The organism is Pedosphaera parvula Ellin514, from assembly GCF_000172555.1.
Taxonomy (GTDB): Bacteria; Verrucomicrobiota; Verrucomicrobiia; order Limisphaerales; family Pedosphaeraceae; genus Pedosphaera.
On record NZ_ABOX02000006.1, the window covers coordinates 15900 to 38698 of the forward strand.

27 protein-coding genes are annotated in these 22799 nt (G+C 53.1%); 11 read left to right on the forward strand and 16 right to left on the reverse strand.

Annotated features, from left to right (window positions below; genetic code table 11):
• Positions 1-13: 13 nt before the first annotated feature.
• The 6 genes from CFLAV_RS06040 to CFLAV_RS06065 all read right to left on the reverse strand — a co-directional run bounded on the left by CFLAV_RS06040 (position 14) and on the right by CFLAV_RS06065 (position 4259).
• Entirely contained in the window at positions 14-538 is a 525-nt protein-coding gene (locus CFLAV_RS06040) for a GNAT family N-acetyltransferase (protein ID WP_007413774.1), read from the reverse strand.
• A 26-nt stretch (positions 539-564) separates the two neighbouring features.
• Entirely contained in the window at positions 565-1083 is a 519-nt protein-coding gene (locus CFLAV_RS06045; RefSeq protein ID WP_007413775.1) for a DUF2127 domain-containing protein, read from the reverse strand.
• A 55-nt stretch (positions 1084-1138) separates the two neighbouring features.
• Complete coding sequence (locus CFLAV_RS06050) at positions 1139-1588, reverse strand: response regulator (RefSeq protein ID WP_007413776.1); 450 nt, start codon at positions 1586-1588, stop codon at positions 1139-1141.
• Between the two features lie 47 nt (positions 1589-1635).
• Positions 1636-2883 (reverse strand): LL-diaminopimelate aminotransferase, encoded by a 1248-nt coding sequence (locus tag CFLAV_RS06055; RefSeq protein ID WP_007413777.1) that lies wholly within the window; start codon positions 2881-2883, stop codon positions 1636-1638.
• Between the two features lie 132 nt (positions 2884-3015).
• Complete coding sequence (locus CFLAV_RS06060) at positions 3016-3819, reverse strand: lipid II flippase Amj family protein (RefSeq protein WP_007413778.1); 804 nt, start codon at positions 3817-3819, stop codon at positions 3016-3018.
• Positions 3820-3905: 86 nt separating this feature from the next.
• Positions 3906-4259 (reverse strand): hypothetical protein, encoded by a 354-nt coding sequence (locus CFLAV_RS06065; RefSeq protein WP_150107298.1) that lies wholly within the window; start codon positions 4257-4259, stop codon positions 3906-3908.
• 550 nt (positions 4260-4809) lie between these two features.
• Between CFLAV_RS06065 and CFLAV_RS06075 the strand changes: the two genes are divergently transcribed.
• Both CFLAV_RS06075 and CFLAV_RS06080 read left to right on the forward strand, forming a co-directional pair.
• Positions 4810-5391, forward strand: a complete 582-nt coding sequence (locus tag CFLAV_RS06075) for an adenylate kinase family protein (protein ID WP_007413780.1) — start codon at positions 4810-4812, stop codon at positions 5389-5391.
• Positions 5392-5535: 144 nt separating this feature from the next.
• Entirely contained in the window at positions 5536-6756 is a 1221-nt protein-coding gene (locus CFLAV_RS06080; RefSeq protein WP_202796852.1) for an acyltransferase family protein, read from the forward strand.
• A gap of 313 nt (positions 6757-7069) precedes the next feature.
• On the opposite strand, the gene CFLAV_RS06085 is transcribed toward CFLAV_RS06080, so the two are convergent.
• From CFLAV_RS06085 to CFLAV_RS06095, 3 genes are all read right to left on the reverse strand, one after another.
• Positions 7070-7459: a VOC family protein gene (locus CFLAV_RS06085; protein ID WP_040547315.1), complete on the reverse strand. Its 390-nt coding sequence runs from the start codon at positions 7457-7459 to the stop codon at positions 7070-7072.
• Positions 7460-7663: 204 nt separating this feature from the next.
• A complete protein-coding gene (locus CFLAV_RS06090; protein ID WP_007413783.1) occupies positions 7664-8092 on the reverse strand; it encodes a DUF6223 family protein in 429 nt (142 codons plus the stop codon).
• 65 nt (positions 8093-8157) lie between these two features.
• On the reverse strand, positions 8158-8973 hold the full coding sequence (locus CFLAV_RS06095; RefSeq protein WP_007413784.1) for a helix-turn-helix domain-containing protein: 816 nt from the start codon (positions 8971-8973) through the stop codon (positions 8158-8160).
• Positions 8974-9091: 118 nt separating this feature from the next.
• Here CFLAV_RS06095 and CFLAV_RS06100 point away from each other — a divergent pair, with 118 nt between their 5' ends.
• The gene (locus tag CFLAV_RS06100; protein WP_007413785.1) at positions 9092-9622 is read left to right on the forward strand and encodes a DUF192 domain-containing protein; all 531 of its coding nucleotides are present in this window, start codon (positions 9092-9094) and stop codon (positions 9620-9622) included.
• Between the two features lie 11 nt (positions 9623-9633).
• A complete protein-coding gene (locus CFLAV_RS06105) occupies positions 9634-11271 on the forward strand; it encodes an NAD+ synthase (protein ID WP_007413786.1) in 1638 nt (545 codons plus the stop codon).
• A gap of 27 nt (positions 11272-11298) precedes the next feature.
• Here CFLAV_RS06105 and CFLAV_RS06110 read toward each other — a convergent pair whose 3' ends face one another.
• From CFLAV_RS06110 to CFLAV_RS06130, 4 genes are all read right to left on the reverse strand, one after another.
• Positions 11299-12747 carry a hypothetical protein gene (locus tag CFLAV_RS06110; RefSeq protein ID WP_007413787.1) on the reverse strand — a complete coding sequence of 483 codons (1449 nt, stop codon included), beginning with the start codon at positions 12745-12747 and terminating at the stop codon, positions 11299-11301.
• Positions 12748-13097: 350 nt separating this feature from the next.
• On the reverse strand, positions 13098-13460 hold the full coding sequence (locus tag CFLAV_RS06115; protein WP_007413788.1) for a SirB2 family protein: 363 nt from the start codon (positions 13458-13460) through the stop codon (positions 13098-13100).
• Positions 13461-13822: 362 nt separating this feature from the next.
• A complete protein-coding gene (locus tag CFLAV_RS06125) occupies positions 13823-14437 on the reverse strand; it encodes an NAD(P)-dependent oxidoreductase (RefSeq protein WP_007413790.1) in 615 nt (204 codons plus the stop codon).
• Positions 14438-14449: 12 nt separating this feature from the next.
• The gene (locus tag CFLAV_RS06130; protein ID WP_007413791.1) at positions 14450-14917 is read right to left on the reverse strand and encodes an ester cyclase; all 468 of its coding nucleotides are present in this window, start codon (positions 14915-14917) and stop codon (positions 14450-14452) included.
• Between the two features lie 93 nt (positions 14918-15010).
• Between CFLAV_RS06130 and CFLAV_RS06135 the strand changes: the two genes are divergently transcribed.
• Positions 15011-15652 carry a TetR/AcrR family transcriptional regulator gene (locus tag CFLAV_RS06135; protein WP_007413792.1) on the forward strand — a complete coding sequence of 214 codons (642 nt, stop codon included), beginning with the start codon at positions 15011-15013 and terminating at the stop codon, positions 15650-15652.
• A 150-nt stretch (positions 15653-15802) separates the two neighbouring features.
• On the opposite strand, the gene CFLAV_RS06140 is transcribed toward CFLAV_RS06135, so the two are convergent.
• Positions 15803-16141, reverse strand: a complete 339-nt coding sequence (locus CFLAV_RS06140; protein ID WP_160164505.1) for a phospholipase D-like domain-containing protein — start codon at positions 16139-16141, stop codon at positions 15803-15805.
• On the reverse strand, positions 16125-17915 hold the full coding sequence (locus CFLAV_RS31920) for a phospholipase D-like domain-containing protein (protein WP_007413794.1): 1791 nt from the start codon (positions 17913-17915) through the stop codon (positions 16125-16127). The genes CFLAV_RS06140 and CFLAV_RS31920 overlap by 17 nt, the downstream gene beginning before the upstream one ends.
• Positions 17916-18135: 220 nt before the next feature.
• On the opposite strand from CFLAV_RS31920, the gene CFLAV_RS34745 reads away from it, so the two are divergent.
• The 6 genes from CFLAV_RS34745 to CFLAV_RS06175 are packed head-to-tail and all read left to right on the forward strand — an operon-like array spanning position 18136 to position 22270.
• Entirely contained in the window at positions 18136-18387 is a 252-nt protein-coding gene (locus tag CFLAV_RS34745) for a hypothetical protein (RefSeq protein WP_007413795.1), read from the forward strand.
• Positions 18388-18396: 9 nt separating this feature from the next.
• On the forward strand, positions 18397-19686 hold the full coding sequence (gene hemL / locus CFLAV_RS06155; RefSeq protein WP_007413796.1) for a glutamate-1-semialdehyde 2,1-aminomutase: 1290 nt from the start codon (positions 18397-18399) through the stop codon (positions 19684-19686).
• A gap of 11 nt (positions 19687-19697) precedes the next feature.
• Complete coding sequence (locus CFLAV_RS06160) at positions 19698-20573, forward strand: HEAT repeat domain-containing protein (protein WP_007413797.1); 876 nt, start codon at positions 19698-19700, stop codon at positions 20571-20573.
• 8 nt (positions 20574-20581) lie between these two features.
• Positions 20582-20998, forward strand: coding sequence for a Holliday junction resolvase RuvX (gene ruvX / locus CFLAV_RS06165; protein WP_007413798.1), 417 nt, complete (start codon positions 20582-20584; stop codon positions 20996-20998).
• Complete coding sequence (gene truA, locus CFLAV_RS06170; protein ID WP_150107300.1) at positions 20995-21822, forward strand: tRNA pseudouridine(38-40) synthase TruA; 828 nt, start codon at positions 20995-20997, stop codon at positions 21820-21822. Before ruvX ends, truA begins: the two co-directional genes overlap by 4 nt.
• Positions 21803-22270: a tRNA (cytidine(34)-2'-O)-methyltransferase gene (locus CFLAV_RS06175; protein WP_007413800.1), complete on the forward strand. Its 468-nt coding sequence runs from the start codon at positions 21803-21805 to the stop codon at positions 22268-22270. Before truA ends, CFLAV_RS06175 begins: the two co-directional genes overlap by 20 nt.
• 5 nt (positions 22271-22275) lie before the next feature.
• On the opposite strand, the gene CFLAV_RS06180 is transcribed toward CFLAV_RS06175, so the two are convergent.
• On the reverse strand, positions 22276-22761 hold the full coding sequence (locus tag CFLAV_RS06180; protein WP_007413801.1) for a PTS sugar transporter subunit IIA: 486 nt from the start codon (positions 22759-22761) through the stop codon (positions 22276-22278).
• Positions 22762-22799: the final 38 nt, after the last annotated feature.

Consider the following 22799-nt stretch of genomic DNA (forward strand, 5'->3'; position numbering starts at 1 on the left):
TAAAAACATCAAATCAGTGTCGAAGTAATTCGTATTGAACCACTCCAGGTTCACTACCTGCATCCGCATACGCAAACCTGCTCTTTTCTAACACAGAAATGGAAGCGGTCAAATCGGGATAGGTTTCGCCAATGATGCGCGTAACCTCCGGATGAGTGAACGCCCACTCGCACAAGGCCTTCAGGGCTTCCGTGGCAAAGCCTTTACACTGGTGATCCGTGACCATGGCGTAACCGACTTCGGCGATTCCACGCGTGTCCGGCCGGCTTTTAAAACCGCCAAAACCGATCAATATGCGGGGATCTTTCAGGATGAAATAGCGGGCAGACCACGGGAGGACTTCGGGATCTTCACCGAGCTTCTGAATCAACCATTCGAGTTCAGAACGTTCAACCAGAGGTGGAGGCCAGGAGGCCGGCACGATGGCTTGGAGAAGGCAACCGAATTTGGCGCGATCACATAGGTCTGCAGCAAGCAATTCAATGGTGGCAGGTAATAGTTCCAAACGCGTTGATTGAAGAGCGAGCCCTTCTCTCATGAGGTAAATTAAAAGCCGCGGCTACCTCAGGCAATGGGGATTGAGCCGGTTTTAATTTTCCGGGTGGCTGCCACACGTTGGCGATGGTTGTCCAGCAGTATCATTACCAAATAGATGACAATGAGAACGTTTGAAATCAGCACCACCGCTTTCAGCCAGGTGACGCGATGCCATAGGTGATAGAGTTCAACGGGAATATAGAGTCCCGCAGAGATGGCAGCAAACCACTCCGCCCAACGCTTTTCATACCATAAGCCGTAACCTTCTGCTATGCGAATCATCGCATAGGCAAGAGCGGCCGACGCGTAAAACCAAAGACGTGCGTCCGAAGCATTGCCGGCCGCCTGGATGAAAACGTGCGGATAATGATTGGCAGGATTGAAGTGCAACACGCGCACTATTTTCTCAGCGGCCTCTTGAGCGTCGCGGTGAATGAGGGAAAGCAGGCCCAATCCGGCTGCCAGCACCAGAAAGCCCTTGGCGAATTCAAAAATCGCCACTGCGCGCAAACCAAAGTAGTGATGTAATCCAGTCTTCTGCTTCACGGAATTTATTTGCCCGCCTTTGATATCCGCAGGTCGCTACTTCATCCTTGGACAATCATACTTGTGATTCATTCGAGGAACACTCCCGAGTTCCTTGAGTCTGATTGTCCACGGAGGCAGTAAATAAACCTGCCACGGTTATGAGCAGGTTATCTGCTGAGACCGGTTTGTAAAGCACCGGGCAGCTTGAATTTTTAAGAAAAGGCTCGTATTTGGGCTTGCCCGCATTGCCAGTCACGAAAATAAAGCGCCGGCTGAGAGCAGGTCTGACACGTTGAAGAGTATTAAAGAACATGTCTCCGTCCAATTGCGGCATGGTCAGTTCGCAAAGAATGGCATCTACTTTTGTTTGCATGACGATTTTGAGCGCCTGGACTCCATTCATGGCGACCGAAGCCTCGTATCCATGCAATTGAAGTGCCTCCCGGAAGGCCAGCGCCAGTTCCGCGTTGTCATCCACTACCAATACATGCCTCTGCTTAGCTGGGTCGGCTTGATGTTCCATGGCAGTCCTTTCCCATGGCTGGTTTGCAACCATGTCTGGTCTGCTTCCTAAAATTCAAACCGCACGTCGCTTAGGCGCTTCGCAATTTCTGCCACAACGCGCTTTTCGTCCGTGGGGTCTTTGGCTGAAAATGTTACGCTGAAGCGAAGATAACTGCAAGCGTCATCCCAAGGCACCGTGGAAATAAGCTTTTCCGTGATGAGCCACTGGGAAATCTCCTCGGCGTTTTTAAATTCGATGCGGGCACCATTATTCTTTATGGCCGCCTTTGGCGCCTTGACGTAGAGGAAAAATGAGCCTTGAGGTTTGCGGGCGTTAAAGCCGGCGTCACGCAGCACCTGCACCAGTGCGTCCATGCGGCGGGAATATTTGGCAGCGATTTGTTCCGTGATTTCGGGATGATCGAAACAATAGGCGGAGGCGTGCTGGATGGCGAGGAATTGGCCGGAATCAGTATTGTCCTTCACATCGCCGTAAGCTTTGACGAGGAGTTCATTGCCTGCGACAAATCCACATCGCCAGCCGGTCATGTTGAAAGTTTTGCTCGTGGAGTGGAGCTCGATGCCCACATCTTTCGCCCCGGGAATGGAGAGGAAACTCAGGGGCTTGCCGTTGAAAACGAGCGCCGCATACGCCGCATCGTGAATCACCACGATGTTATTGTGTTTGGCGAAATCAACCACCTTGGCGAAGAATGCCGGAGTGGCGCTGGCACCAGTGGGGTTATTGGGATAATTAATGACCAGCACCTTGGCTTTGCTGAGAATTTCCTTCGGGATGCTGTCAAGGTCAGGCAGAAAATTATTGGCTTCAGTCAGCGGCAAATTGTGAACCAGTCCGCCGTAATATTTGGAGTGAGTGCCGAACACAGGATAACCCGGAGTGGTCATCAGCACGTAGTCACCGGGATTGATCAGAGCGGCGGGGAGAATGGAAAGCGCGGCTTTGCTGCCGATGGAATGAAGAACTTCGGTGTCAGGGTTGATGCCTTTAACGGTGCAAACCCGTTCGAGATAACGGGCGCCGGCTTGCTTTAGCAGGGCATCGCCGTTATCCGCATAACCACGGTTTTCCGGCTTGCGAGCTGCTTCATGCAATTTGTCAACGACTTCGGGAAAAGCCATTTCATCTGGTTCGCCCACACCCATATCGATGATTTCCGCGCCGGGATTGGCGGCAAGGGCAGCCCGTTTGGCACGCTTGATTTTTTCGAATTTGTAGATGGCTGTCGATTTGCCGTATTGGCGACCACCGATGCGTTCTGCGAACAGATTTTGAATATAGGATTCGGACATGGCTCTTAAAAATGCGTTTTATTTTTCAGCAGCGCTTAATGCGCCAGCAAAACGCAGGCGGGAAAATAATGGAATGAGGCCACACACGCAAGCCGCGCGTGGAAGGGTTGAAAGCTTTCGAAAAAAGCTGACTCAAATGTATCTAGCCAGGCAGGCTATTGCCATTGCCGCTGGCAGCAGAAGTAGTTGGGCCAGAAGAGTTCCCACGAATCGACTGGCCGCCAGCCAGATCACCGTCTTTCTGAGGTGTGCCTGAGTGCTTTTACCTTCGGCGATGTCATCGGTCAAAATCGAGAGGCTTGGATCGATTAGAAGAAACATAAGAATCGTAGCTGCTCCATTGATCAGCCCGGAGAGTTGGCCGGCGGTATTTCGGAGCTGGGGATGCAGAAAGCCAGCATACAGAGCGGCAAAAACCGCCACGGTCCAGAGGGCAATCGACAGCGTGTTGGCGAGCATCAATCCCGGAGAAATGGAATCAGTTGAAGCAAGACTGCTCAGATTTTGCCTGGCCGGTATCGTAATGTGTTGGCGAATCTGGTGCCAGCCTCGCGTCGAAAATGCCCGGTCCAGCAACCGGTATAGCGAACGATCAGCATGGTAACTCACAACGGCCCGGCTGAAAAGTCTTTGAAAAGTGGGGATGAGCAGGACACCGAGTAAATTGGCTACTGCCGCGGAGAATAGCAGCCAGCGCAGGTCCTGCAGCACATGGTTTGAAACCGGTGCGCCAAGTTGGTTTTCGATACGTTTTGCCAAAAGCGGAGCCTGGAAGAGATTCGAAGTGCGGGAGAGGAGTATTAAAGTATTAAATAAGGTAAATGAAACGGCAATTTTGCCGGTTCTCACTCCGGCAATGCGGGCTGAATATGCGAGCGTTCCAATAAAATGGATAACGAACGTCAGGGAACAAAGAAAAAGAAGTTGCCAATCCATACGGAGTTTCTAGCAGGACATTCCCATGATGGCGAGATGAAATTCCTGGCTCTTTAGCTTTCTACCAAGGCGGTTCCACCAAGGGGTTAGTATGTTAATACCCGGTAAAAGACCTGCGGATTGGAAGTGTACTGGGTGGCAACAATGAGATTGCCATCGCCTGAAACGGGAGGGCCTAAGTTGAGCCAGTTGGTAAAATCTGAACTAAATTGAAGCTGGTAAGTCTGTCCGCTAACGCTGTTCCAGTTCAGGTCAACGGTGTCGGGGACAGAGCCTTTATTTATCCCCATGATTACCGGAGCCAGGCCATTATTGGCTGGAGGTGGAATCGGCGTGGGATCTGGATGTCCAATCATGTTGGGCCGAATTACCTTGTCCTGGGCATAGGCTGTGGAAATTGAGGCCAATAAGGTCAGCAGGAGGAATGGTTTTGTTTTCATGTCGGTTACATCACTCATGACAGAATCACGAGTGTTTCCTTCTTATCTTAAAACGCATTGGCTTGGAATTGGGGTAAGAACCCCACCACGGCCGATTGATTGCATTTCCTGCTTCTACCGCATGCCAAAATTAATTCCCGAAATGGGGAAAAGAAATGGAATGAACGAAGGCTATAATTTGAGGAAAATACAGACTGCAAAACCATGGCCTTGGGAATGAAAAATTTCGTTAGTCATTGGGAGCAGGGTGCTTTTGGTTTGAGGCGGCATTGTCGGCCTTGCCTCAAATCAAAATCCCTCCTGCCATTCGGAAATTTCTTTCGGCATTCGGTATAAAACCAGGAGTTTGCAGGGTCAGAAAGTGGATTTTGGAAATATGAGGCAATGGGGAATAGACCCCAGTGAGAAAGGAAATACAAGCTTGCTGTCCCGCATGCACTTGTGCGAAACATCTGCCACAGCAACCGTTCGCGCGAAATGGAGCCTCCATGCAGTTTGATGCCTTGCCGGAAACCATTGAACTACGAACTGCGAAATCAATCTAATTACTATGAAGTATCGTACCATCCTTTTGTTTGGCGCTCCGGGCGCGGGTAAGGGAACACAGGGTAAAATTATTGGCAACATCCCCAATTTTTTCCATTGTGCCTGCGGCGATGTGTTCCGAAGCATGAAGCCGGATAGCATCATTGGGAAAATTTTCCTCGAGTATTCCAGTCGCGGTGAACTGGTGCCTGATGAGACCACGGTGGAAATGTGGCAACAATCGATTCGCAATTCCACCCAGGCCGGGCGCTTTCATCCTGAGACTGACACGCTCATACTCGATGGGATTCCCCGGAACATGCATCAGGCGGAAATGCTGAAGGATACCCTGGATGTGAAAGCAATTTTCTTTTTGAGCTGCCCGAATTTGAAAAAACTTGTGTATCGCATCCAACGCCGGGCTTTGCGGGAAAACCGGCTCGACGACGCCAACATGGATGTGATTCAGCACAGGTTGAAGACCTACGTGAAGGAAACCAAACCTTTGCTGAGCTTTTATGGCAAGGAACTGGTGCATCCGATTGATGCGACGCAGTCACCCGCCAAAGTGCTTTGCGATATTTTGCGCCGCACGACCAAGCTTTAGCTTTTGCAACGCTCTGGTGTCAACCGCCCACGGGACGCCAGAGCGTTTCTTTTTGTACAGATATGCCGTTTTCAACTGCCGGCAGGTGTGGTGGTTCGAAAGAAAGTTTTGATTCAGTCCCTGCCTGTTCCTATGATGGGAGCCTTGCAAGATACCATAACCAAACCAGTGGCGGCAAAAGTCACGGCGCCTGGCAGTGCGAGATTGATGTCCCTGGATGTTTTTCGCGGGGCAACAATCGCTTCGATGATGCTGGTGAATAACCCGGGTTCATGGGATTCGATATACCGGCAACTCGACCACGCGGAGTGGAATGGCTGGACTTTTACTGATCTGATTTTTCCCTTCTTTTTGTGGATTGTGGGAGTGGCGATTCCATTATCGACACAAAAGCGGTTGGATGGCGGTGCGAGCAGGACCAATCTCTGGCTGCACGTGGTTCGTCGGGCGGCGATTATTTTTGGATTGGGACTGTTTCTCGCTTTCTTTTCCTTTCTGATCAACGGGTCCTATGGGCGATTGGGTGGGTTTGGTCCGTGGTTCAATGAGATCTGCGGCACAATTCGTATTCCCGGCGTGTTGCAGCGCATCGCCGTTTGCTACCTGATTGCGAGCACGATTTATCTGACGACGAAATTGCGGGGGCAGATTGCCTGGTTGATTGGCTTGCTGGCAGCTTATTGGGTTTTGATGAAGTGCGTGCCAGTTCCAGGGCATGGAGCAGGGGTGTTGACGCCCGAAGGAAACTTCTCGGCTTATGTTGATGGAAATGTTTTGGGCAGGCATACATGGCATGGGGCGCCATGGGACCCCGAAGGTGTGATCAGCACGATTCCCGCGATTGCGACCTGTCTTTTTGGCATCCTCACCGGACAACTCCTGCTTATCAAGCGAAGCGTGGAACAGAAGACCACCTGGGTCTTCGTGAGTGGGATCCTGCTGATCCTGGCGGGCGCGGTCATGAATATCTGGTTGCCCATCAACAAGAATTTGTGGACGAGTTCCTACTCGGTCTTCATGGCGGGAATGGCCATGAATGTGTTTGCGGTATTTTATTGGTTGGTGGATGTGAAGGGCTGTCAGAAATGGGCCAAGCCGTTCGCCATTTATGGGATGAATGCAATTACTGTGTTCATGCTCGCTGGAGTGCTGGGAAGAATTTCAATTGAGAAGAAAGTAACCGATGCCGCCGGGAAGGTAGTCACCCTGAAAGGCTATTTGTTCGAAACTTGTTTCAATGCACCTCTTTCACACCTGGGCTTTGGTCCGAAGATCTGCTCTTTGAGCTGGGCATTGGTTTATGTATTCGGACTCTATCTCGTGGCCTATATCATGTGCCGCCGCAAATGGTTTGTGAAGTTCTGATCTGGAAAAACGCAGTTTAACCACTAGTGGACACGGTCAGTAAACCCGAACTAAACACAATGAAAATAGCAAAAAACCCCTTGTATTTACAGGGTGGATTCGCTCTAACTCGTCAAAATTGTTCACTATTTATCGGTGCTTCTGTCGCTCTCAAGCCGCAACACGCTTGCGGAAGCAAGGAGTTATGGACTCCAAATCACCTGAATGCTTTAACTAAGTTGCAGAAAACCCTTTCACAATTGGCCAATAGTCCTGTCTGTCGACACGCGCCTCTCGCAACATCGGTCCGATTCTCCAAAAGGAAACTGAGCGGCTACTTCGGTTGAAACAGCTCGACCAGGTTGCCAGACGGATCAACGACCCAAATCTGCGACCCGCCAGGACCACTCACGATGTCCTCGCGTCGAAACTTCACACCTGCGGCGCGAAGCCGTGCGGCTTCCGCATTGATGTCCGATACTTCCAACAGAATCCGATTCCAACCGCCCGGAACGGGCTTCGTCCCGTCAGCCAATGGTTGACGACCGGAGCTCTTCGCGCCTCCCAACAAGAGGCGCAAGTTTCCACGAACGACCGAAGCAAACGCCGGAGATGCATCTGTCTCCAGACGAAAGCCCAGGTGGTTGGTGTAAAACGCGACGGCTGCTTCCACATCGTCAATCATGTAGCGCACGCTGACGACGTTCGAATTTGTTTGGCTCATAGCAGGTCGGTTTGTGGTTTGAACGGTATCAGCAGGATCAGCAGCAAAGCAGCTTTTTGCGACTCCAAGTGCAATAAGAACAATGGCATATTTCATTAATTTCATTTGCCGCGGATTGTTCATCAAGCTGCAATTCCCGAATTGGAAAAAATTGATCTGTTTGGAGAGACGAGGGTTCGTCACAACACGGGCATTGCCCTTGGGTCAGCCGGGGCTGCAGGAACGGGCCAGAGCCAGCCCACCGAGGACCATGCCGATCAGCCCCAACACCACCGCCACGGCGCCACCGACTACTCCGTTGCCAGTGCCGGGACCACCGGTGGCGAGGGCCAAATTCAGCCCGCCGTTGATCATGGCGATTAGCCCCGCTACCAGGGCCACGATGGCTCCGAGTCGCCCGGAAGCGGTGCCGAAACGACCGGCGGGGCGGGCCAGAGCCAGCCCACCGATGACCACGCCGACCAGCGCCAGCACAGCGACTGTGGTGGCCCAGAGTCGCCGGGGTGTCAGGCCGTAAACCGTGGTGGCGGCTGGCTCGGAAACGTGCGCGGTCACCAGTGCGGCATGCACAAGCCCCGCGAATAGGGCGGCCGCAGCCAAGGCGGCGAGAACAAGAAAGCAAAATCGTTTCATAGGTTTTGTTTTGACCGTCGCCCATTATTCAACAGCCGGTGAGTTCCGTATTGGAAAAAATTGACCTATTCGGCGATAGGAGGGCGCGTCAAAAGGTGCTCGCTGCGTTGACGGAGGAATTCGGTGGGGCTGAGACCTGAGAGAGTCTGAAAGTCATGGATGAGATGCGACTGGTCAAAGTAGCCGCACGCCGCTGCAATATCTGCCCAGTCGGGCGTGGAACTGCTTCGCGTCAGGTCAAGGGCGCGTTGAAAACGTTGCACACGACCGAACTGTTTCGGTGTAACGCCGACCTGATTGGAGAATACCTTGATAAAATGCCGCTGGCTCAGCCCGAGATGCGCGGCAAGGTCTCGAGTCCTCGCTTCGCCCGCATCCCGTCCAAAGATGTTCAGGGCGGCCCGAACTGCTCGATGTTCTTCCAACGTGTTCTCCAAACGAGCGACGAGGGCCCTTTCCAAAAGGCGGAACCGCCCGGCTGGATTCGCAGCCGCGCAGAGTTGTTCGCGCAAATCCTTCGTAGATCTTCCCCAAAGCACTTCCAAATCCACATGAGTATCGGCGAGTTCACTTGCCGGAACGCCCAGGAAGCGAAAAGCGCCGCCGGGTTTGAAATGCACGCCCATGACGTGCTCCCGCGTATCAACGAAAAGCGGCCGCGCGTGCGCCCCTGAAAAGACTGCGCCTGAAAAACCTTTGCAGCTCCCGGATTGCTCCGTGTCATAGAATCCCAGATCGTCCTCGTCGAGGTTGAACACCAACTCAATTGTTCCGCTCGGCACGATCCGCACCTTTTGATGGGTTGGGGCGTCGCTGGAATACCAGAATCGCTCGATGAACTCTGCAAGCGGCGGCGTTGGCGCGATGGAGACGTACTGCATGACGCATAAAAATAATCAACGACTCGGAGAACCTCAACTCTCAATTCATCCGAATCATTCCGGCTGATGGGCCTCAAAGAGGGTTGAAAAGAGTGAATTCTTCCCGCACTGTTGCACCATGAAACGGATTTTTCTGTTTGTTCTGGTAGTGGTTGCGTTCATTGGTATCCATGGCTGTAACAAGCCGGCAGCCAATACTGCTGCAACTGCCACCCCCTTCCAAACTCCAATCCCCTCTGCGCCACAGCCGAAGCTGCAGACCATTAATCTGTTTATCGGCACCAATGTGATGGCGACTGAACTGGCTCTGAAACCGATTGAGATGCAAACGGGAATGATGTTTCGGACGAACATGCCTGAGAATGAGGGCATGCTGTTTGTCTTTCCGCAGCCTTATCGCGCTTCTTTTTGGATGAAAAACACCGTTCTTCCTCTTTCCGCAGCTTACATTGATCCTGATGGTGTGATTCAGGAAATCCACGATTTACAACCTGGAAACACCAATTCAGTCGTGGCCGCAACTGAAAACATCCAATATGTTTTAGAGACACCGCAAGGATGGTTCCAGCGACATAATGTCAGCGTTGGCACCAGTCTTACCAGCGAATATGGTCCGTTAAATAAGATATTCAGTTTCAAGAGGCAGTAGAAGGCGCGCGCATGAAAGTAGCTTTGGCCCAGATCAATACCACCGTGGGTGACCTTGCCGGAAACGAGGCAAAAATTCTCGCGGGATATCAGCGGGCAGTGGAGGCAGGGGTGGATTTGGTGATGTTCCCGGAACTCACCATTACCGGTTATCCACCACGTGACTTGTTGCACAAGAAAAGATTCATCGCAGAGAATCTGGAAGTGCTGAATCGTCTGGCGGCTGTTTCCGGCAAGGTGGGAATGTTGGTGGGCTACGTGACGGAAAACAAAACCCGTCCTGGCAAGGAATTGAGCAACTGCGTTGCCTTGTTGCAGAACGGCAAAATCGTTGAATCCCGCATCAAAACCCTGCTGCCTACCTATGATGTCTTTGATGAGGATCGTTACTTCGAGCCGGCAAATGAGAACCAGCCGGTGGAATTTAACGGAACGAAACTGGGTTTGACGATTTGCGAAGATATTTGGAATGACGAAGATTTCTGGCCGGAGCGGCGGTATCGGCATAATCCACCCATGGAGCTGGCCGGTGCCGGAGCTGGAATTTTGTTCAACGTTTCGGCGTCACCATGGTCCCTCGGCAAAGAGGAAACGCGCTACAACATGTTAAGGAGCATGGCGATCAAATCCAAAAGGCCAGTGGTATTTTGCAACCAAATCGGTGGCAATGATGAATTGATTTTTGACGGCGGCAGTCTGGCATTCAATGCGGAAGGGACTTTAATCGGACGTGGCGATATGTTCGCCGAGGATTTTTTCGTGGTGGATACGGAATCCAGCGTTGAAGTGCCGCGCATGGAATGGTCGGCTGAAGAATTTATTTATAAGGCGCTGGTGCTCGGGTTGCGGGATTATTTGCACAAATGCGGTTTCAAATCCGCGGTGCTGGGATTGAGCGGTGGCATTGATTCGGCGTTGACGGCGGTCATCGCAGTGGATGCGCTGGGGAAGGAGCATGTGCGCGGGGTTTCGCTGCCCTCGCAATATTCGTCACAAGGCAGCCTGGATGATGCGCAGATTTTGGCGGAGCGGTTGGGCATTCGGTATGATGTGGTGCCGATACAACCTGAATTTGAAGCGGTGAAAAAGCAGCTCGCATCGGTATTCACCGGACTGAAAGAGGACACGACGGAGGAGAATATCCAGGCACGGCTGCGCGGGGTTACGTTGATGGCGATGTCGAACAAGTTTGGCGCGCTGTTGCTCACCACGGGCAACAAGAGCGAGTTGGCGGTGGGCTATTGTACGCTTTACGGCGACATGTGCGGTGGACTGGCAGTGATCAGCGATGTGCCCAAGACGATGGTCTATCAGATTTCAAAATGGATTAATCGCGAGCAGGAGATTATCCCCAGGGACACAATCACGAAGCCGCCATCGGCGGAATTGCGGCCGAATCAAACGGACCAGGATTCACTGCCGCCGTACGAGGTGCTGGATGCGATTTTGGATGCCTACGTGGTTCAAGGCAAAGGTATGCGCGAAATTATTGCCCTTGGTTTCGAAGAACCGACGGTCAAGCGCGTCATCCGGCTGATTGATTTCAATGAGTATAAACGCCGCCAGGCCGCGCCAGGCCTGAAGGTGACGAGCAAGGCGTTTGGGGTGGGACGGCGGATTCCCATCGCGCAGAAATATCAAATTACTTGAGGTAGATTTCTGGCTGTTTCAAGGAAATCATTGAGGGATTGTGCGAAAATAGCGCTGAGAGGTCTTTGCAGCAATCGTATCGATATAGGTGAATGTTCCGCCCCGATTGGTAATGGTGGCGATGCTGGACCAGTCCAGGAGGTTGGTAGAGGTTTGAAGCAGGAAATGGTCGTTCGGCTGACCTGACAAGGTCCAGGTGGAATCCCTGGCAGAAGGAGTCGGGGATGAATTATTTATCAGTCTAAAATTGAAGGCGGTAGTGTTGCCAACGGTGGCGGGGTAGGAAATAGGAGCGTTGGTTGATTCGTCAAACGTGCCCCAGGTTGATTCTTCGGGAGTGTAAGGCACCGGGTAAGTTCCATTGTTTTGAAGTGTTGGGCCGATTCTATTGAAATTGACCACAATGGGAGGTTGGATGACGCCCGGACCGTGTTGGCCAGGTGTTCCATTGTTTAGCCAGTTGGTGGTTCCAGTGCGTGAGACGAAACCAAAACCGGCTGAATCGGCAGTAAAAAGGATGTCTGGTTTGGTAATCACACGTTCCAGGCTTTGTTGCACGAAAATGCCATTGGAAAGAAATGTGTCGGTAAAACGATTGGTAAAGGGAGGAAAGATCTGCTGGAACACTGCATCGTAACGGACCTTTTGGAACGTGATTTTATCGACGCCGGGACGGAGAGCTTGATTGACGTAACTGGAAGCATTGGCGCCATAGCCATGAACACCAGGCAACAAACTTTCCATGTTCAAATTGTTTGTGTTCAGCAGGTATTTTAACCCACCAACATCATCAAAGGTCAGGCCGGTGAAGAGCAGACCGGGATAGTCGGAGTTAAAGCCGGCGACTGAGGTAAATGCCTCGGCCATGGGATCGACGGCGAAATCAACAGCATCCACCCGGGATGAATTGGCTGAGTGGAAGAAATAATAATCATACAGAACATTGTTAATGTTGCTGGAATAGGTGGTGGTGATTGGATCAAAGTTTCGGGTGATTACATTATAATTGGTGGTGTTGTTTGCTTCTGAATAATTGCGAAGGCAAAAAACGAAGCGTTCGGGAGAGGCCAATCCCATTTGTTCCAGCATGTGACTGAGAGTTATAGATTTAATATCAAAGAGCGATGAACTCTGGGCAGCGAAATTTACTCTCAAAGTGCTGAAAGGATAGTTGCTCGGGGCCAAGGCGGAGGCTGGTGGCAGGTCGTTGAGAATCTTCATGGCACTGTCGACAGCGGCCACGCCATTGGAGCCGAAATACTGGACGAATGATTGATCGTAAGCATAGGTGACCACCGGCACGTTCCAGCGGTACTCTTCTCCCAGATTCATAGGGCCGCCAATGGTACCATCATGGTAAGATTCAACCGGGTCCATCCAAGGAGCGAAAGGTCCGAGCAGGGAAAAGGCGGGAGCATGAACAAGACTCAGAGAGAGAGACAACACGATTAAACCGGGCAGCTTGATGGTGCGCATATAGGTTGTTTAACTTTCAGTTTTGGTTACCCCTCCCTTATTCAGTGAATGGTTCTGGGGCGAACGCAGCGATTCATTCACAAATGTAAGCGAATGGCAAGAGGATTTCAGTAGCTGGTTGAAGAGGATAAATCACGCGCTGACGGCGACTCAAAGCTCGCAGGAAGTATTGAAAGGCCGAAAAAGCTGGCTACTGCCCGCTTTTAAGCACGAGTCAGTTCCACATCGCAATCTAGGAATTATGCGCTAAAAATGGTCGCGAAATGTTTTTGCGAGGGGGTGGAAGTGCAGGTCAACTTCGTGGTCGAAGATGAACCCAGGGACGCGTGGTTAACAAGTTTGACTGATTGTTAAAATGGCTTTTGGATGCTGAGCCATGCGGCGGCGAGGACAAGTCCCGCAAAGAAAATCAGCACCAGCCCCGTGAACCGGCTGAAGCGGATGGCAAGAGCCATGGCGCCACCCGCGAGCAACCAAATTACGAATTTTCCCCTAAGCCATCCGGGTATTGAATTTAAAGCGCCCAACTGGTGGGCCAGGGCGAATCCGGAGAAAACCAGCATAAGCATGCCTACTCCGTGTGAAACATGAAAAATCCACCGTTTCTTAAATGGAGCTTCACTGGCGACTTTCGACGCCAAAACACCTGCCAGTCCCATGAAGGTCATGGCCAGCCCCGTCAGATGAATGGTTTTCAATATCAAATAATCCATAATATCACTGCCTGGTTTGCTTGAGTTTTTCGCAATCGAAGGAGGCTATCGCGCCGCTCCGAGTCTTTGCGGGTGAAGTGAGTGTTATGCCGAATGCCAAAATTAATTTCCGAAATGGAAAAAAGAACCGGAATAAAAGCAGGCAATAAGCCGGATGTAATTCGAGCCAGAAAAGCCATGACCTTGGGATGAGGAAATTCATTAGTCATTGTGAGCAGGGTGCTTTTGATTTGAGGCGGCGTTGTCGGCCTGGTCGCTATCTAAGGATAGCGCCTGCGGCCTCCGCCTTGCCTCAAATCAAAATCCCTCCCGCCATTCGGAAATTTCTTTCGGCATTCGGTATAGTTAATGAGGTGTCCGCTCTAGTCAGCCACGCCTACAACCTGCTTCAAGTGAGATGGTTTTTCGGCTTCGCCAATCATGAAGTGGGCCACGTCCGCTCGTGAGATAAGGAATCCGCCTTTGGGCAGGTTCCAACCTACAGTGCGGAAGGTGCGCTTTGCTGGACCATTGGTGAGGCGCGGAGGACGCACGATGGTCCAGTTGAGATCGTCTTGACGAACTTCATCTTCCATTCCTTTCATGTCGGGGATCATCTGACGAAACAGAGTTGCCTTCAGAAGACGACCAAGTACACCTATATGTCGGAAGAGAAATGCCGCAGACACAATTTCTGCCCGAAGGACACCGCTTTTCCGCATGGCTGCGGCCAAGGTCCGTCCGAACCGGCGTCGGAGGGTCGTGGAACGTACGGTTGTTGGCCCAAAGGAGGAGAGAACGGCGTCGTGGCCGGCCATGGATTGTGCCATCTGGTCGGCATTGAAGACATCGCCCTGGACGACCTTGAGTCGTTCGTGCCTGGAGGCGACTCTCTGAGGAGAGCGAACATACGCTGTCACTTCGTGACCGCGTTCAAGTGCAATATTTAACAGGTGCTGACCAATACCGCCAGTGGCACCAAGGATAAATAATTTCATGGTACGATTCCTTCAGGCAGTGGGTTGGGGTTTTGATTGATTGGGAGATACACCCGGACCAATCGGCGGCAGAGCCCCGATTTGCTGGAGCACGCCCAGACGGTCCATTTGTGCCCAGGACTCGGCAATTTTCCCGTCCTCAACCCGGTAGATGGCAATTCCTTCGTTGGAAACCTGACGTCCGGTCGGAGGAACACCCGCAAACGGTCCGCGATGAGTTGCCTTCCATGTCCAGCGCACGACCACGCGGGAACCTTCCACCACCATATCCTGAATTTTGAAATGCAGGTCAGGAAAGGCCTGGCGAAGAGGCAGGACCGAGGCCTTATAACTTTCCGGTCCCTTTCCGGCCGGTCCGGCAAAGTCGGATGAAATAAGTTGATCCGCAATGGCTTGGTTTCCTTCGTTCAGGAATTCCGCGTAGAGCAAGTTAACAACTTCCTTGGGCATTTGATTGGGGGCAAGTTCTCCGCTGTTCATAATTCAGATTTCCGGTTAGAGTGTGTTCGTTAGAGCAATAATGATTTAATATATTCGTTATAGTTAACTATACTCAATATCTTCATACCGTCAATGGCGAAAAAAACTGTTCGTTCCTATTATTCCCTTGTTCGGCAGCGACAGGCCGATGAGACGCGGGCGCGCATCGCGACCGCAGCGCGGCAACTCATCCTGAATGAAGGCTATGAAGCGGCGACGATTGAAGCCATTGCCCGTGAAGCCGGGGTGGCAACGCCCACTGTCTATGCTGTATTTGGCTCCAAGCGGCGCATTCTGACCGAACTGATTGATCGAGCGGCTTTCGGTCCCGCTTATCAGGATCTTATCGGTGAGGTGGAGGGGCTGGTGGACCCGGTGGCGCGTCTCCGATTTGCCGCTCGAATTGCCCGGCACATTTATGACTCCGAACGATCGGAGTTCGACCTGCTGCGCAAAGCTGGCGTGGTGATTCCGGAGCTGGCGGCGATTGAGCGCGAAAAAGAATGCGGACGGTACGAGGCGCAGGCTCCAACCATCACCCTCCTTATTCAAGCTGGACGATTGCTCCCCGGCCTTGGCGAAAAAGAAGCCAGGGACATTCTTTGGACGCTCACCGGACGGGACATTTATCGGATGCTGGTGATTGAACGCAAATGGAGTTCCGACCGTTACGAAAAATGGTTGAGCGATGCCATCGTTGGCGAGCTGGTTCTCAAGAAAAGGGCAGGCGGGTGATGCGGTTCATTGCGCAGAAATATCAGATTATTTGAGACGGAGGAATGGGTTCCACCGCAGATGGACGCAAATGAAGGCGGATAGGAAGCAGCGTGTTGCATGAATGGGACGGAAAGCTGGCGCGCGTCGAATTGTAAATTACGAAGCCAACTAAAGTAGGTTCAGCAGGGCTTCGGCCAGGTAGTCGTTCCACCCAACCGGCAACTCTTCCAGCAGCTCCCGGCCTCGGTCGAAGTCGGTTTCGAAAACGTCGTGCTTGAATGTGGCGGCGAAGGCTGGATTCGAGGTCACAAGATCGTCTTCACCGTTAAGCCTGAGGCTCAGGGCATCAAAGTTAGCGGAACCGAAGCAGGCCCAGCCGTCCACCAGCAGGGCCTTGACGTGCGTCATGCCGGGGTAAAGAAAGACACGAACGCCTTGCTCCCGGAGATAATTTGCGGTCACCAGGTTGCTTCGGTGTCCGGCGGTCAGGTCATTTTCGGAGGGCAAAATGACGCGCACATCCACACCGCGCCGACGGGGCGCGCACGAGGGCATTGAGGAACTCGTTGCTATAGAAATAGGGATTTTCGGCAAAAACGTAGCCGGAAGCTCGATTGATCGCGGCCAGTTCGGTCTTGCGGATCTGGCGGCTGAAGCTTTTCGTGTAGAGCCGGCGGAGTTCGATCAGCCCGGCATTGGGCTCGAGGTCCGGGTTCGGCTTCTTTCCACCAATGGTCTCTGCGGCCAGACCAAGGTCACCCCACGGTCCGACCTGGGCCCACTTCTTGTCGAATTGCCGTTGGTAAGAGGCCACGACCGGTCCCTGGACTTCCGCGATGAGGTCGTGCCATTCGTAGCGGTATTCCCGGCCCAGGTTCATCCCGCCAATGTAAGCGTAACATCCATCCACGAGGTACACCTTCATGTGGTCAACGGTGAAGGCCGGATTCGGCTCCGGGCGTACTCGAACCACGGAATCGCGGCGCAGATAGGCCGCAATGGAGTTGGGCGGGATGAACCCTTCGCGCATCGGCGTGGCTGGCGGGGTCGATGCCGCATCGCGCGACATCAAACGATCGAAGACCACCCGTACTGGGATGTTCGTTGATCGCTGCTTCAGCCGGTTCGCCATGTCCACGGCGACGTCATCCCGGTCAAATATGCAGACAAGAATAGCAACGCCGCTCTGCGCTTCCGCCACCCGGCGCTCGAAAGTGGGATAGAAATTATCACCATCAATGAGCAGCCGCAGCGAGCCTTGTTCGCGTGGTGCGTGAGCGTGGTGGTCGAGCCATTGTTCCCATGCAGTCAGGTCCATCCCGGGAGCGTGGGTCAGGGGCGGGATTTCCGATTTTGGATGCGCCAGACGAGGCAGCAGGGTCTGCGGCCACTGAAGCGACTGGTTGACTGCCCGCACCAAACTTGTAATGGGGTTCTTCAGGAAGGCGATTCCGTTGTCGATTACGATGAAGGAAGTCAGGTTCACAAACCGGCTGCCGATAGGAGCGGTCTGGCCCTGATCATCGGCCTTGCTCGGGACGTAAAGAACAACGGCTTGCTTTTGGGCTAGGTCGAGGAACGCGAGGCGCAGCCGGCTGCCGTGTCCGATGGCCAGCATGAAGGCGGTTTGACCCCGGTGAGCGGCTCTCAGATCGGTTTCGAGTTCCGCGGCCGCGGCGGAAGCAAACTCCTCCCGGGTGTATCGCCGGTCGATCGTGACGTCGACGGGCTGGTTCGTCTGGGCAGCGAGCTGGACCTGTCCATGCGCATTGCGATACAGCATCGCTTCTCCCAGCGCAAATCGACAGAAGATGCCATGGCCGGGCTCGACCGGCACAAGGTGATCAGCCAATTTGTGAATGAGACGGTCAGACTCGGCCTGTGGCAGCACGGTCACTTCGTGCCAGCGCGAGTTCGCGTCCGGGATTGGTTTTGGGGACTTGACGGCTTGAAGGGGGGCGCTGGCGTAAACGAACTTTTCCGCCGTCACCCGCGGCAGTTCCCAAGTCGCCTTCAACATGCAAATCCGGGCGCCGTTCGTGTAATAGATACGGAGCTTGTGGTCCTCGACAAAAGCGCGTGGATGCAGATTTGTCTGATTCAGCAAGGTTTCAAGCGCTTGCTCAGCATAGTCGTCCGACAGGTTGGAAGCAGGAACAGGAACTGCGGTCAAGAGCGCAACGACAAGCACCGACAGCACGCCCAGGAAACGACCGACACCATCCAATTCCTCCAGAACGTGTTGCCGAGCCTCGCGGCCGGCTTCGAACTTTTTAATCATTTTGGGGACCTCGGGCGGAATGTAGCACCGAACTCGATGGTGATCAAAGACCCTTGGCACAAGGGAATGACCAAGGCCGAAGAGAGTTATTGATGCTGCGGTAATACATAGGGAGTATAATGTGTGCCGAAGAGTGTGCGAACGTGGCGATGAGAGACAAAGCAAAACAATGAAAAACAAATAGCAGAATTTACACGGTGCGAGTTGCAGGGGCAATGTGATGAAAAAACCGTGTGCTTTGGAAGCCATCTCACAAACAGGCGCAGCGGCGTCGAAACATGATACAAATAAAATGAAGAAGGGAAAACTGTACGGGGAGACGGGCGATCTTTTGGCCTGCCCCTGCGTTGTTCGTCAGTCGCAGCCCCATTATGGGGGATGCTCCCTCCTCACGCCTTGGGGCAGACCAAAATCTCTGCCCGCGCCATCTGCGCCTGTTTATGAGATGGCTTCCAGTGGCTACAACAGTTAACTTCTACCCATGATTTCGCGGATTAAATCGGAACAATTGTTTGCTGAAGCGTTGAAGTATATCCCCGGCGGGGTGAATTCGCCGGTGCGGGCTTTTCGAGGCGTGGGTGGGCAGCCGTTCTTTGTCAATCGGGCGCTGGGGGCGCATGTTTTCGATGTGGATGGGAATGAGTATGTGGATTACGTGGGTACCTGGGGGCCGGCGATTCTGGGTCATGCCAATCCGAAGATCATTCAGGCGGTGCAGGCAGCGGCGGTGCATGGGACGAGCTTTGGAATTCCGAATCCGGCGGAGGTGACGATGGCCAAGCTGATTTGTGACCATGTGCCGAGCGTGAAGAAGGTGCGGATGTGCAATTCGGGAACGGAAGCGACGATGTCGGCGATCCGTTTGGCACGTGGCTTTACGAAACGGGATAAGATTATCAAGTTTGACGGCTGCTATCATGGGCATGCGGATTCGTTGCTGGTGAAGGCGGGGTCGGGGGCATTGACGTTTGGGAATCCCGACAGCGCCGGTGTGCCGGCGGCGTTTACGCAGCATACGGTGGTGGTACCATTCAATGATGAGGCAGCAGTGCGGGCGGCGTTCGATGCGAACAAGGGGCAGATGGCGGGAATTATCGTGGAGCCGGTGCCGGGCAATGCCGGACTTTATCTGCCGAAGCCGGGTTTTTTGGAATTTTTGCGGAAGATTACGGAGGAAAATGGGGCGGTCCTCATTTTTGATGAGGTGATGACTGGATTTCGGCTGGCCAAAGGCGGCGCACAGGAGCGTTACGGCATTACGCCGGATTTGACGTGCTTTGGAAAAATCATCGGTGGCGGTCTGCCAGTGGGGGCTTTCGGCGGACGCGCGGAGATCATGGATTGTCTCGCGCCGCTCGGGCCGGTGTATCAAGCTGGAACTCTCAGCGGCAATCCGCTGGCCATGGCTGCGGGCATCACTGCGCTGCAGGAGCTTTTCAGCGGCAATGCCTATGAGAAACTGGAATCGTTAGGCGCGCAGTTGGAAGCTGAGATGAAGGATGCGGCGAAGCTGGCGAATGTGCCGGTGCAATTCCAGAGGATTGGATCGATGTTCTGTGGTTATTTTACCGAGGAGCCGGTTTATAATCTGGCCGATGCGATGCACAGTGATCGCGCGCGGTTTGGGAAGTATTTCCATGGCATGTTGGAGGAGGGTGTTTACCTGGCGCCTTCACAATTTGAAGCTGGTTTCATTTCCACCGCGCATTCGGCGGAGGACATCGATAAGACGGTGAGCGCCGCAGCCAAGGTAATGCGCCAAATCGCCTAAAATACATTCGCATGAAACGCACGAGAATTTATCTGTTGGTTGGAGCCGGCATGCTCCTGCTGGCAGTTTTTTTCTTCGTGCGTGAGCGGGAGCCTTGGCATCGCGGGCACCCGCTCTCCTATTGGATCGAGCCCTGGCAGAATAAGAATGAAAGCCCGGAGACTGTATCTGCGGTATACGCAGAGATGGACCAGCGTGCTGTAAGATGGCTGGCACAGGAGGTGTCCTGGCGTCCATCCGTGCTTTGGGCGGTTTTTGCGCGGTCATTGAATGGGCTGGGCGTTTCCGCTGCGGATGAGTTAGATGGTGATCGTGATCGACGGCCGCAAGCGGCGATGGCCTTGGCACGATTGGGCGAGCGGGCGCAACCGGCAATTGCGGCGCTTGAAGCCGCGACCCGGACAACAGCAGGTCGAAGGGCCTTTCATGCGCGTTATTCCGCAATGGCGGCACTCATCGTGCTCGGGCGGGAGCCAAAGGAAAAGCATTTGGCGGTCTTGTTGGATACATCTAATCCCCAAAAGTGGTACGAAGAATGGAATGTCATCGCCTCTTTGGGAACCAATGGAATCTTTGCGATGCCGGTGCTTCTGGAGATTGCCAAATCCACCAATAACATCATTATAAAAGCGCAGGCCGCGAACCTCGCAGGGAATCTTGAACCCCGGCCCGAGTTCGCAGTGCCATTGCTGAAACAGGCTATGGAATCACCACCCATCCGGGAAACGGGTTTGTATGGGTTAAGGCGCCTGGGAACAAATGCAGCGGCTGCTACTGAAACAGTGGTAGGTTATCTGACGGACGCCAACGCCAGGGTGCGCTGGGCTGCGACCAATATTTTGCGCTCCGTCAACCCTGCGAAAGCGGAAGAGCTTTTTGGAAAGTAAAATGAGATATGCCACGAATTCTTGCCATTGATCACGGAACAAAGCGGATCGGACTCGCCATCAGCGATGAACTGGGAGTAATTGCGCAACCATTGGAATTTGTTCTTGCGGAGCCGTTCGCGAATTTCCTGGTGCGATTGAAGCAACTCATTCAGGAAAAGCAGGTGGAGATGCTGCTGGTGGGCATGCCGCGCAATATGGATGGGAGTTATGGTCCGGCGGCGTTGAAGGTGCAGGAGTTCGTGACTGTGTTGAAGGATTCGGTGGCGATTCCGATCAAGACGTGGGATGAGCGATTGACTTCGGCACAGGCGAACCGTTTTTTGATTCAAGCGGATGTTCGACGCGACAAGCGGAAGGAAAAGGTGGACAAGACTGCAGCGGCGATTTTGTTGCAGAGTTACCTGGATAGTTTTGCAACGTGAGCAGCGCGCCCGTGGAAAAGTTGAAATTCAAACTGACCATCGCATATGATGGTAAGAACTATTCCGGCTGGCAGGTGCAGAAAAGCGGCATTGGCGTTCAACAACGGGTGGAAGAGGCGCTGACGAAATTATTTCCAAGTGTCGGAAGAATCCATAGTTCCAGCCGCACGGATACTGGTGTGCATGCCATCGGCATGGTGGCCCATATGGAAATTCCCAAGGCAGAATTCCGGATGACTTCAGAAAAACTTGCGCTGGCGATCAATGCCCATTTGCCCGAGGACATTCGGGTGATGTCTGCGCAAAAAGTTGCTGCCGATTTTCACGCGAGGTTTGATGCAGCAGGCAAACAGTATCGTTACTTTGTCTGGAACCAGACCGCGATGAATCCGTTGCTGCGGGAGCAAGCGTGGCAGGTGCCGAAGGAGCTGGATTTGAAGGCGATGCGGTCCGCAGCAAAGTTGTTTCCGGGCAAACACGATTTCAGATCCTTTGCCGCCAGTCGCAACTATGAAGTGGAATCCACGGTGCGGACTTTGGCTCGGTGCGATATCAAGAAAAGTGGATCGCTTTTGACATTTATAATCGAAGGCGATGGATTCCTTTACAAAATGTGCCGCGGCATTGTTGGCACGCTGGTGCAGGTGGGGCAGGGGAAGATAGCGGCGGCGGACATCAAAAAGATTTTAGAAACCAGGGATCGGCGAGTGGCGGGAATGACAGCGCCCGCACATGGATTGGTTTTGTGGAAAGTGTTTTACAAATCAAAGGCCAAAGTGTCGGTGCCGAAAAAGAAGGTGGAACATGAACATAGTAATGGTTGAGCCGGAGATTCCACCAAACACTGGAAACGTTGCCCGGTTGTGCGCCGCCACCAAAACCCGGTTGCACCTGATCGAGCCTTTGGGTTTCAAGCTGGATGACAAACAACTGAAACGCGCCGGGATGGATTATTGGCAACAGGTGGAGTGGCGCCAATGGGCGAACTGGAAGACCTTTTGCGAGCAGTTGCCAGCAGATGCCCGGCTTTGGTTTGTGGAGTCAGACGGGCCCAGGCTCTACACCGAAGTGCAGTACCTGCCGGAAGATTACCTGGTCTTCGGGCGTGAAACCGCAGGGTTGCCGAAACAGTTGCTGAAGGAGAATCCGGAGCGTTGGTTGAGGCTGCCGATGTTCAATGCTGAGTCGCGTTCGCTCAATTTGTCCAACTGCGCAGCGATTGTATTATTTGAGGCACTCAGGCAGCAAGGCTTTGCCGGTGAGTTGAGATAAGTTTCTCAAATTCTGGCTTCGGCATCCTTTACGGTCTTGATCACCTTGTCAGCCGAATCCGCGGCCAGCAGGCCTCTCCGCACTTTGGGATCTCGCAGAACACGACTGATGCGTGCCAGCATTGATAGATGTTGAGTGACTGTTGGAGCAATCAATAGAAAGAACAACTTTGCTGGCGCGCCATCGATGGCGCCATAAGGTACGCCCGTTTGATGGCGGCCAAAAACCATGATGGGGCGATTCACCAGACCGACCAGGGCGTTGCGCGCGTGCGGCAAGGCAACTCCGTCACCGATGCCGGTGCTGTGCAATTGCTCGCGTTCTTCCAAGGCACGCAAAAGTGTTTCCCTTGCCTGGGGTTGGTTGTTGAGTTCCTTTATTTGGCCGACGAGTTCGGATAACACTTGATCACGCTGAGTGCCGGAAAGCTGGAGATTGATCGTTTCCGGCGCAAGCAGTTCACTCAAGACAATGGGGCCGCTGTTGTTCATCGGTAGCTATCTTAGACGTGATAGGATGGAGGTGAAGG

Excerpts from the sequence above, each read along its gene's own strand:
- CFLAV_RS06040 (WP_007413774.1), bottom strand. The coding sequence starts at position 538 with ATGAGAGAAGGGCTCGCTCTTCAATCAACGCGTTTGGAACTATTACCT.
- CFLAV_RS06050 (WP_007413776.1), bottom strand. The coding sequence starts at position 1,588 with ATGGAACATCAAGCCGACCCAGCTAAGCAGAGGCATGTATTGGTAGTG.
- CFLAV_RS06055 (WP_007413777.1), bottom strand. The coding sequence starts at position 2,883 with ATGTCCGAATCCTATATTCAAAATCTGTTCGCAGAACGCATCGGTGGT.
- CFLAV_RS06060 (WP_007413778.1), bottom strand. The coding sequence starts at position 3,819 with ATGGATTGGCAACTTCTTTTTCTTTGTTCCCTGACGTTCGTTATCCAT.
- CFLAV_RS06065 (WP_150107298.1), bottom strand. The coding sequence starts at position 4,259 with ATGAAAACAAAACCATTCCTCCTGCTGACCTTATTGGCCTCAATTTCC.
- CFLAV_RS06075 (WP_007413780.1), top strand. The coding sequence starts at position 4,810 with ATGAAGTATCGTACCATCCTTTTGTTTGGCGCTCCGGGCGCGGGTAAG.
- CFLAV_RS06085 (WP_040547315.1), bottom strand. The coding sequence starts at position 7,459 with ATGAGCCAAACAAATTCGAACGTCGTCAGCGTGCGCTACATGATTGAC.
- CFLAV_RS06090 (WP_007413783.1), bottom strand. The coding sequence starts at position 8,092 with ATGAAACGATTTTGCTTTCTTGTTCTCGCCGCCTTGGCTGCGGCCGCC.
- CFLAV_RS06095 (WP_007413784.1), bottom strand. The coding sequence starts at position 8,973 with ATGCAGTACGTCTCCATCGCGCCAACGCCGCCGCTTGCAGAGTTCATC.
- CFLAV_RS06100 (WP_007413785.1), top strand. The coding sequence starts at position 9,092 with ATGAAACGGATTTTTCTGTTTGTTCTGGTAGTGGTTGCGTTCATTGGT.
- CFLAV_RS06105 (WP_007413786.1), top strand. The coding sequence starts at position 9,634 with ATGAAAGTAGCTTTGGCCCAGATCAATACCACCGTGGGTGACCTTGCC.
- CFLAV_RS06110 (WP_007413787.1), bottom strand. The coding sequence starts at position 12,747 with ATGCGCACCATCAAGCTGCCCGGTTTAATCGTGTTGTCTCTCTCTCTG.
- CFLAV_RS06115 (WP_007413788.1), bottom strand. The coding sequence starts at position 13,460 with ATGGATTATTTGATATTGAAAACCATTCATCTGACGGGGCTGGCCATG.
- CFLAV_RS06125 (WP_007413790.1), bottom strand. The coding sequence starts at position 14,437 with ATGAAATTATTTATCCTTGGTGCCACTGGCGGTATTGGTCAGCACCTG.
- CFLAV_RS06130 (WP_007413791.1), bottom strand. The coding sequence starts at position 14,917 with ATGAACAGCGGAGAACTTGCCCCCAATCAAATGCCCAAGGAAGTTGTT.
- CFLAV_RS06135 (WP_007413792.1), top strand. The coding sequence starts at position 15,011 with ATGGCGAAAAAAACTGTTCGTTCCTATTATTCCCTTGTTCGGCAGCGA.
- CFLAV_RS31920 (WP_007413794.1), bottom strand. The coding sequence starts at position 17,915 with ATGATTAAAAAGTTCGAAGCCGGCCGCGAGGCTCGGCAACACGTTCTG.
- CFLAV_RS34745 (WP_007413795.1), top strand. The coding sequence starts at position 18,136 with ATGAAAAAACCGTGTGCTTTGGAAGCCATCTCACAAACAGGCGCAGCG.
- hemL (WP_007413796.1), top strand. The coding sequence starts at position 18,397 with ATGATTTCGCGGATTAAATCGGAACAATTGTTTGCTGAAGCGTTGAAG.
- CFLAV_RS06160 (WP_007413797.1), top strand. The coding sequence starts at position 19,698 with ATGAAACGCACGAGAATTTATCTGTTGGTTGGAGCCGGCATGCTCCTG.
- ruvX (WP_007413798.1), top strand. The coding sequence starts at position 20,582 with ATGCCACGAATTCTTGCCATTGATCACGGAACAAAGCGGATCGGACTC.
- CFLAV_RS06175 (WP_007413800.1), top strand. The coding sequence starts at position 21,803 with ATGAACATAGTAATGGTTGAGCCGGAGATTCCACCAAACACTGGAAAC.
- CFLAV_RS06180 (WP_007413801.1), bottom strand. The coding sequence starts at position 22,761 with ATGAACAACAGCGGCCCCATTGTCTTGAGTGAACTGCTTGCGCCGGAA.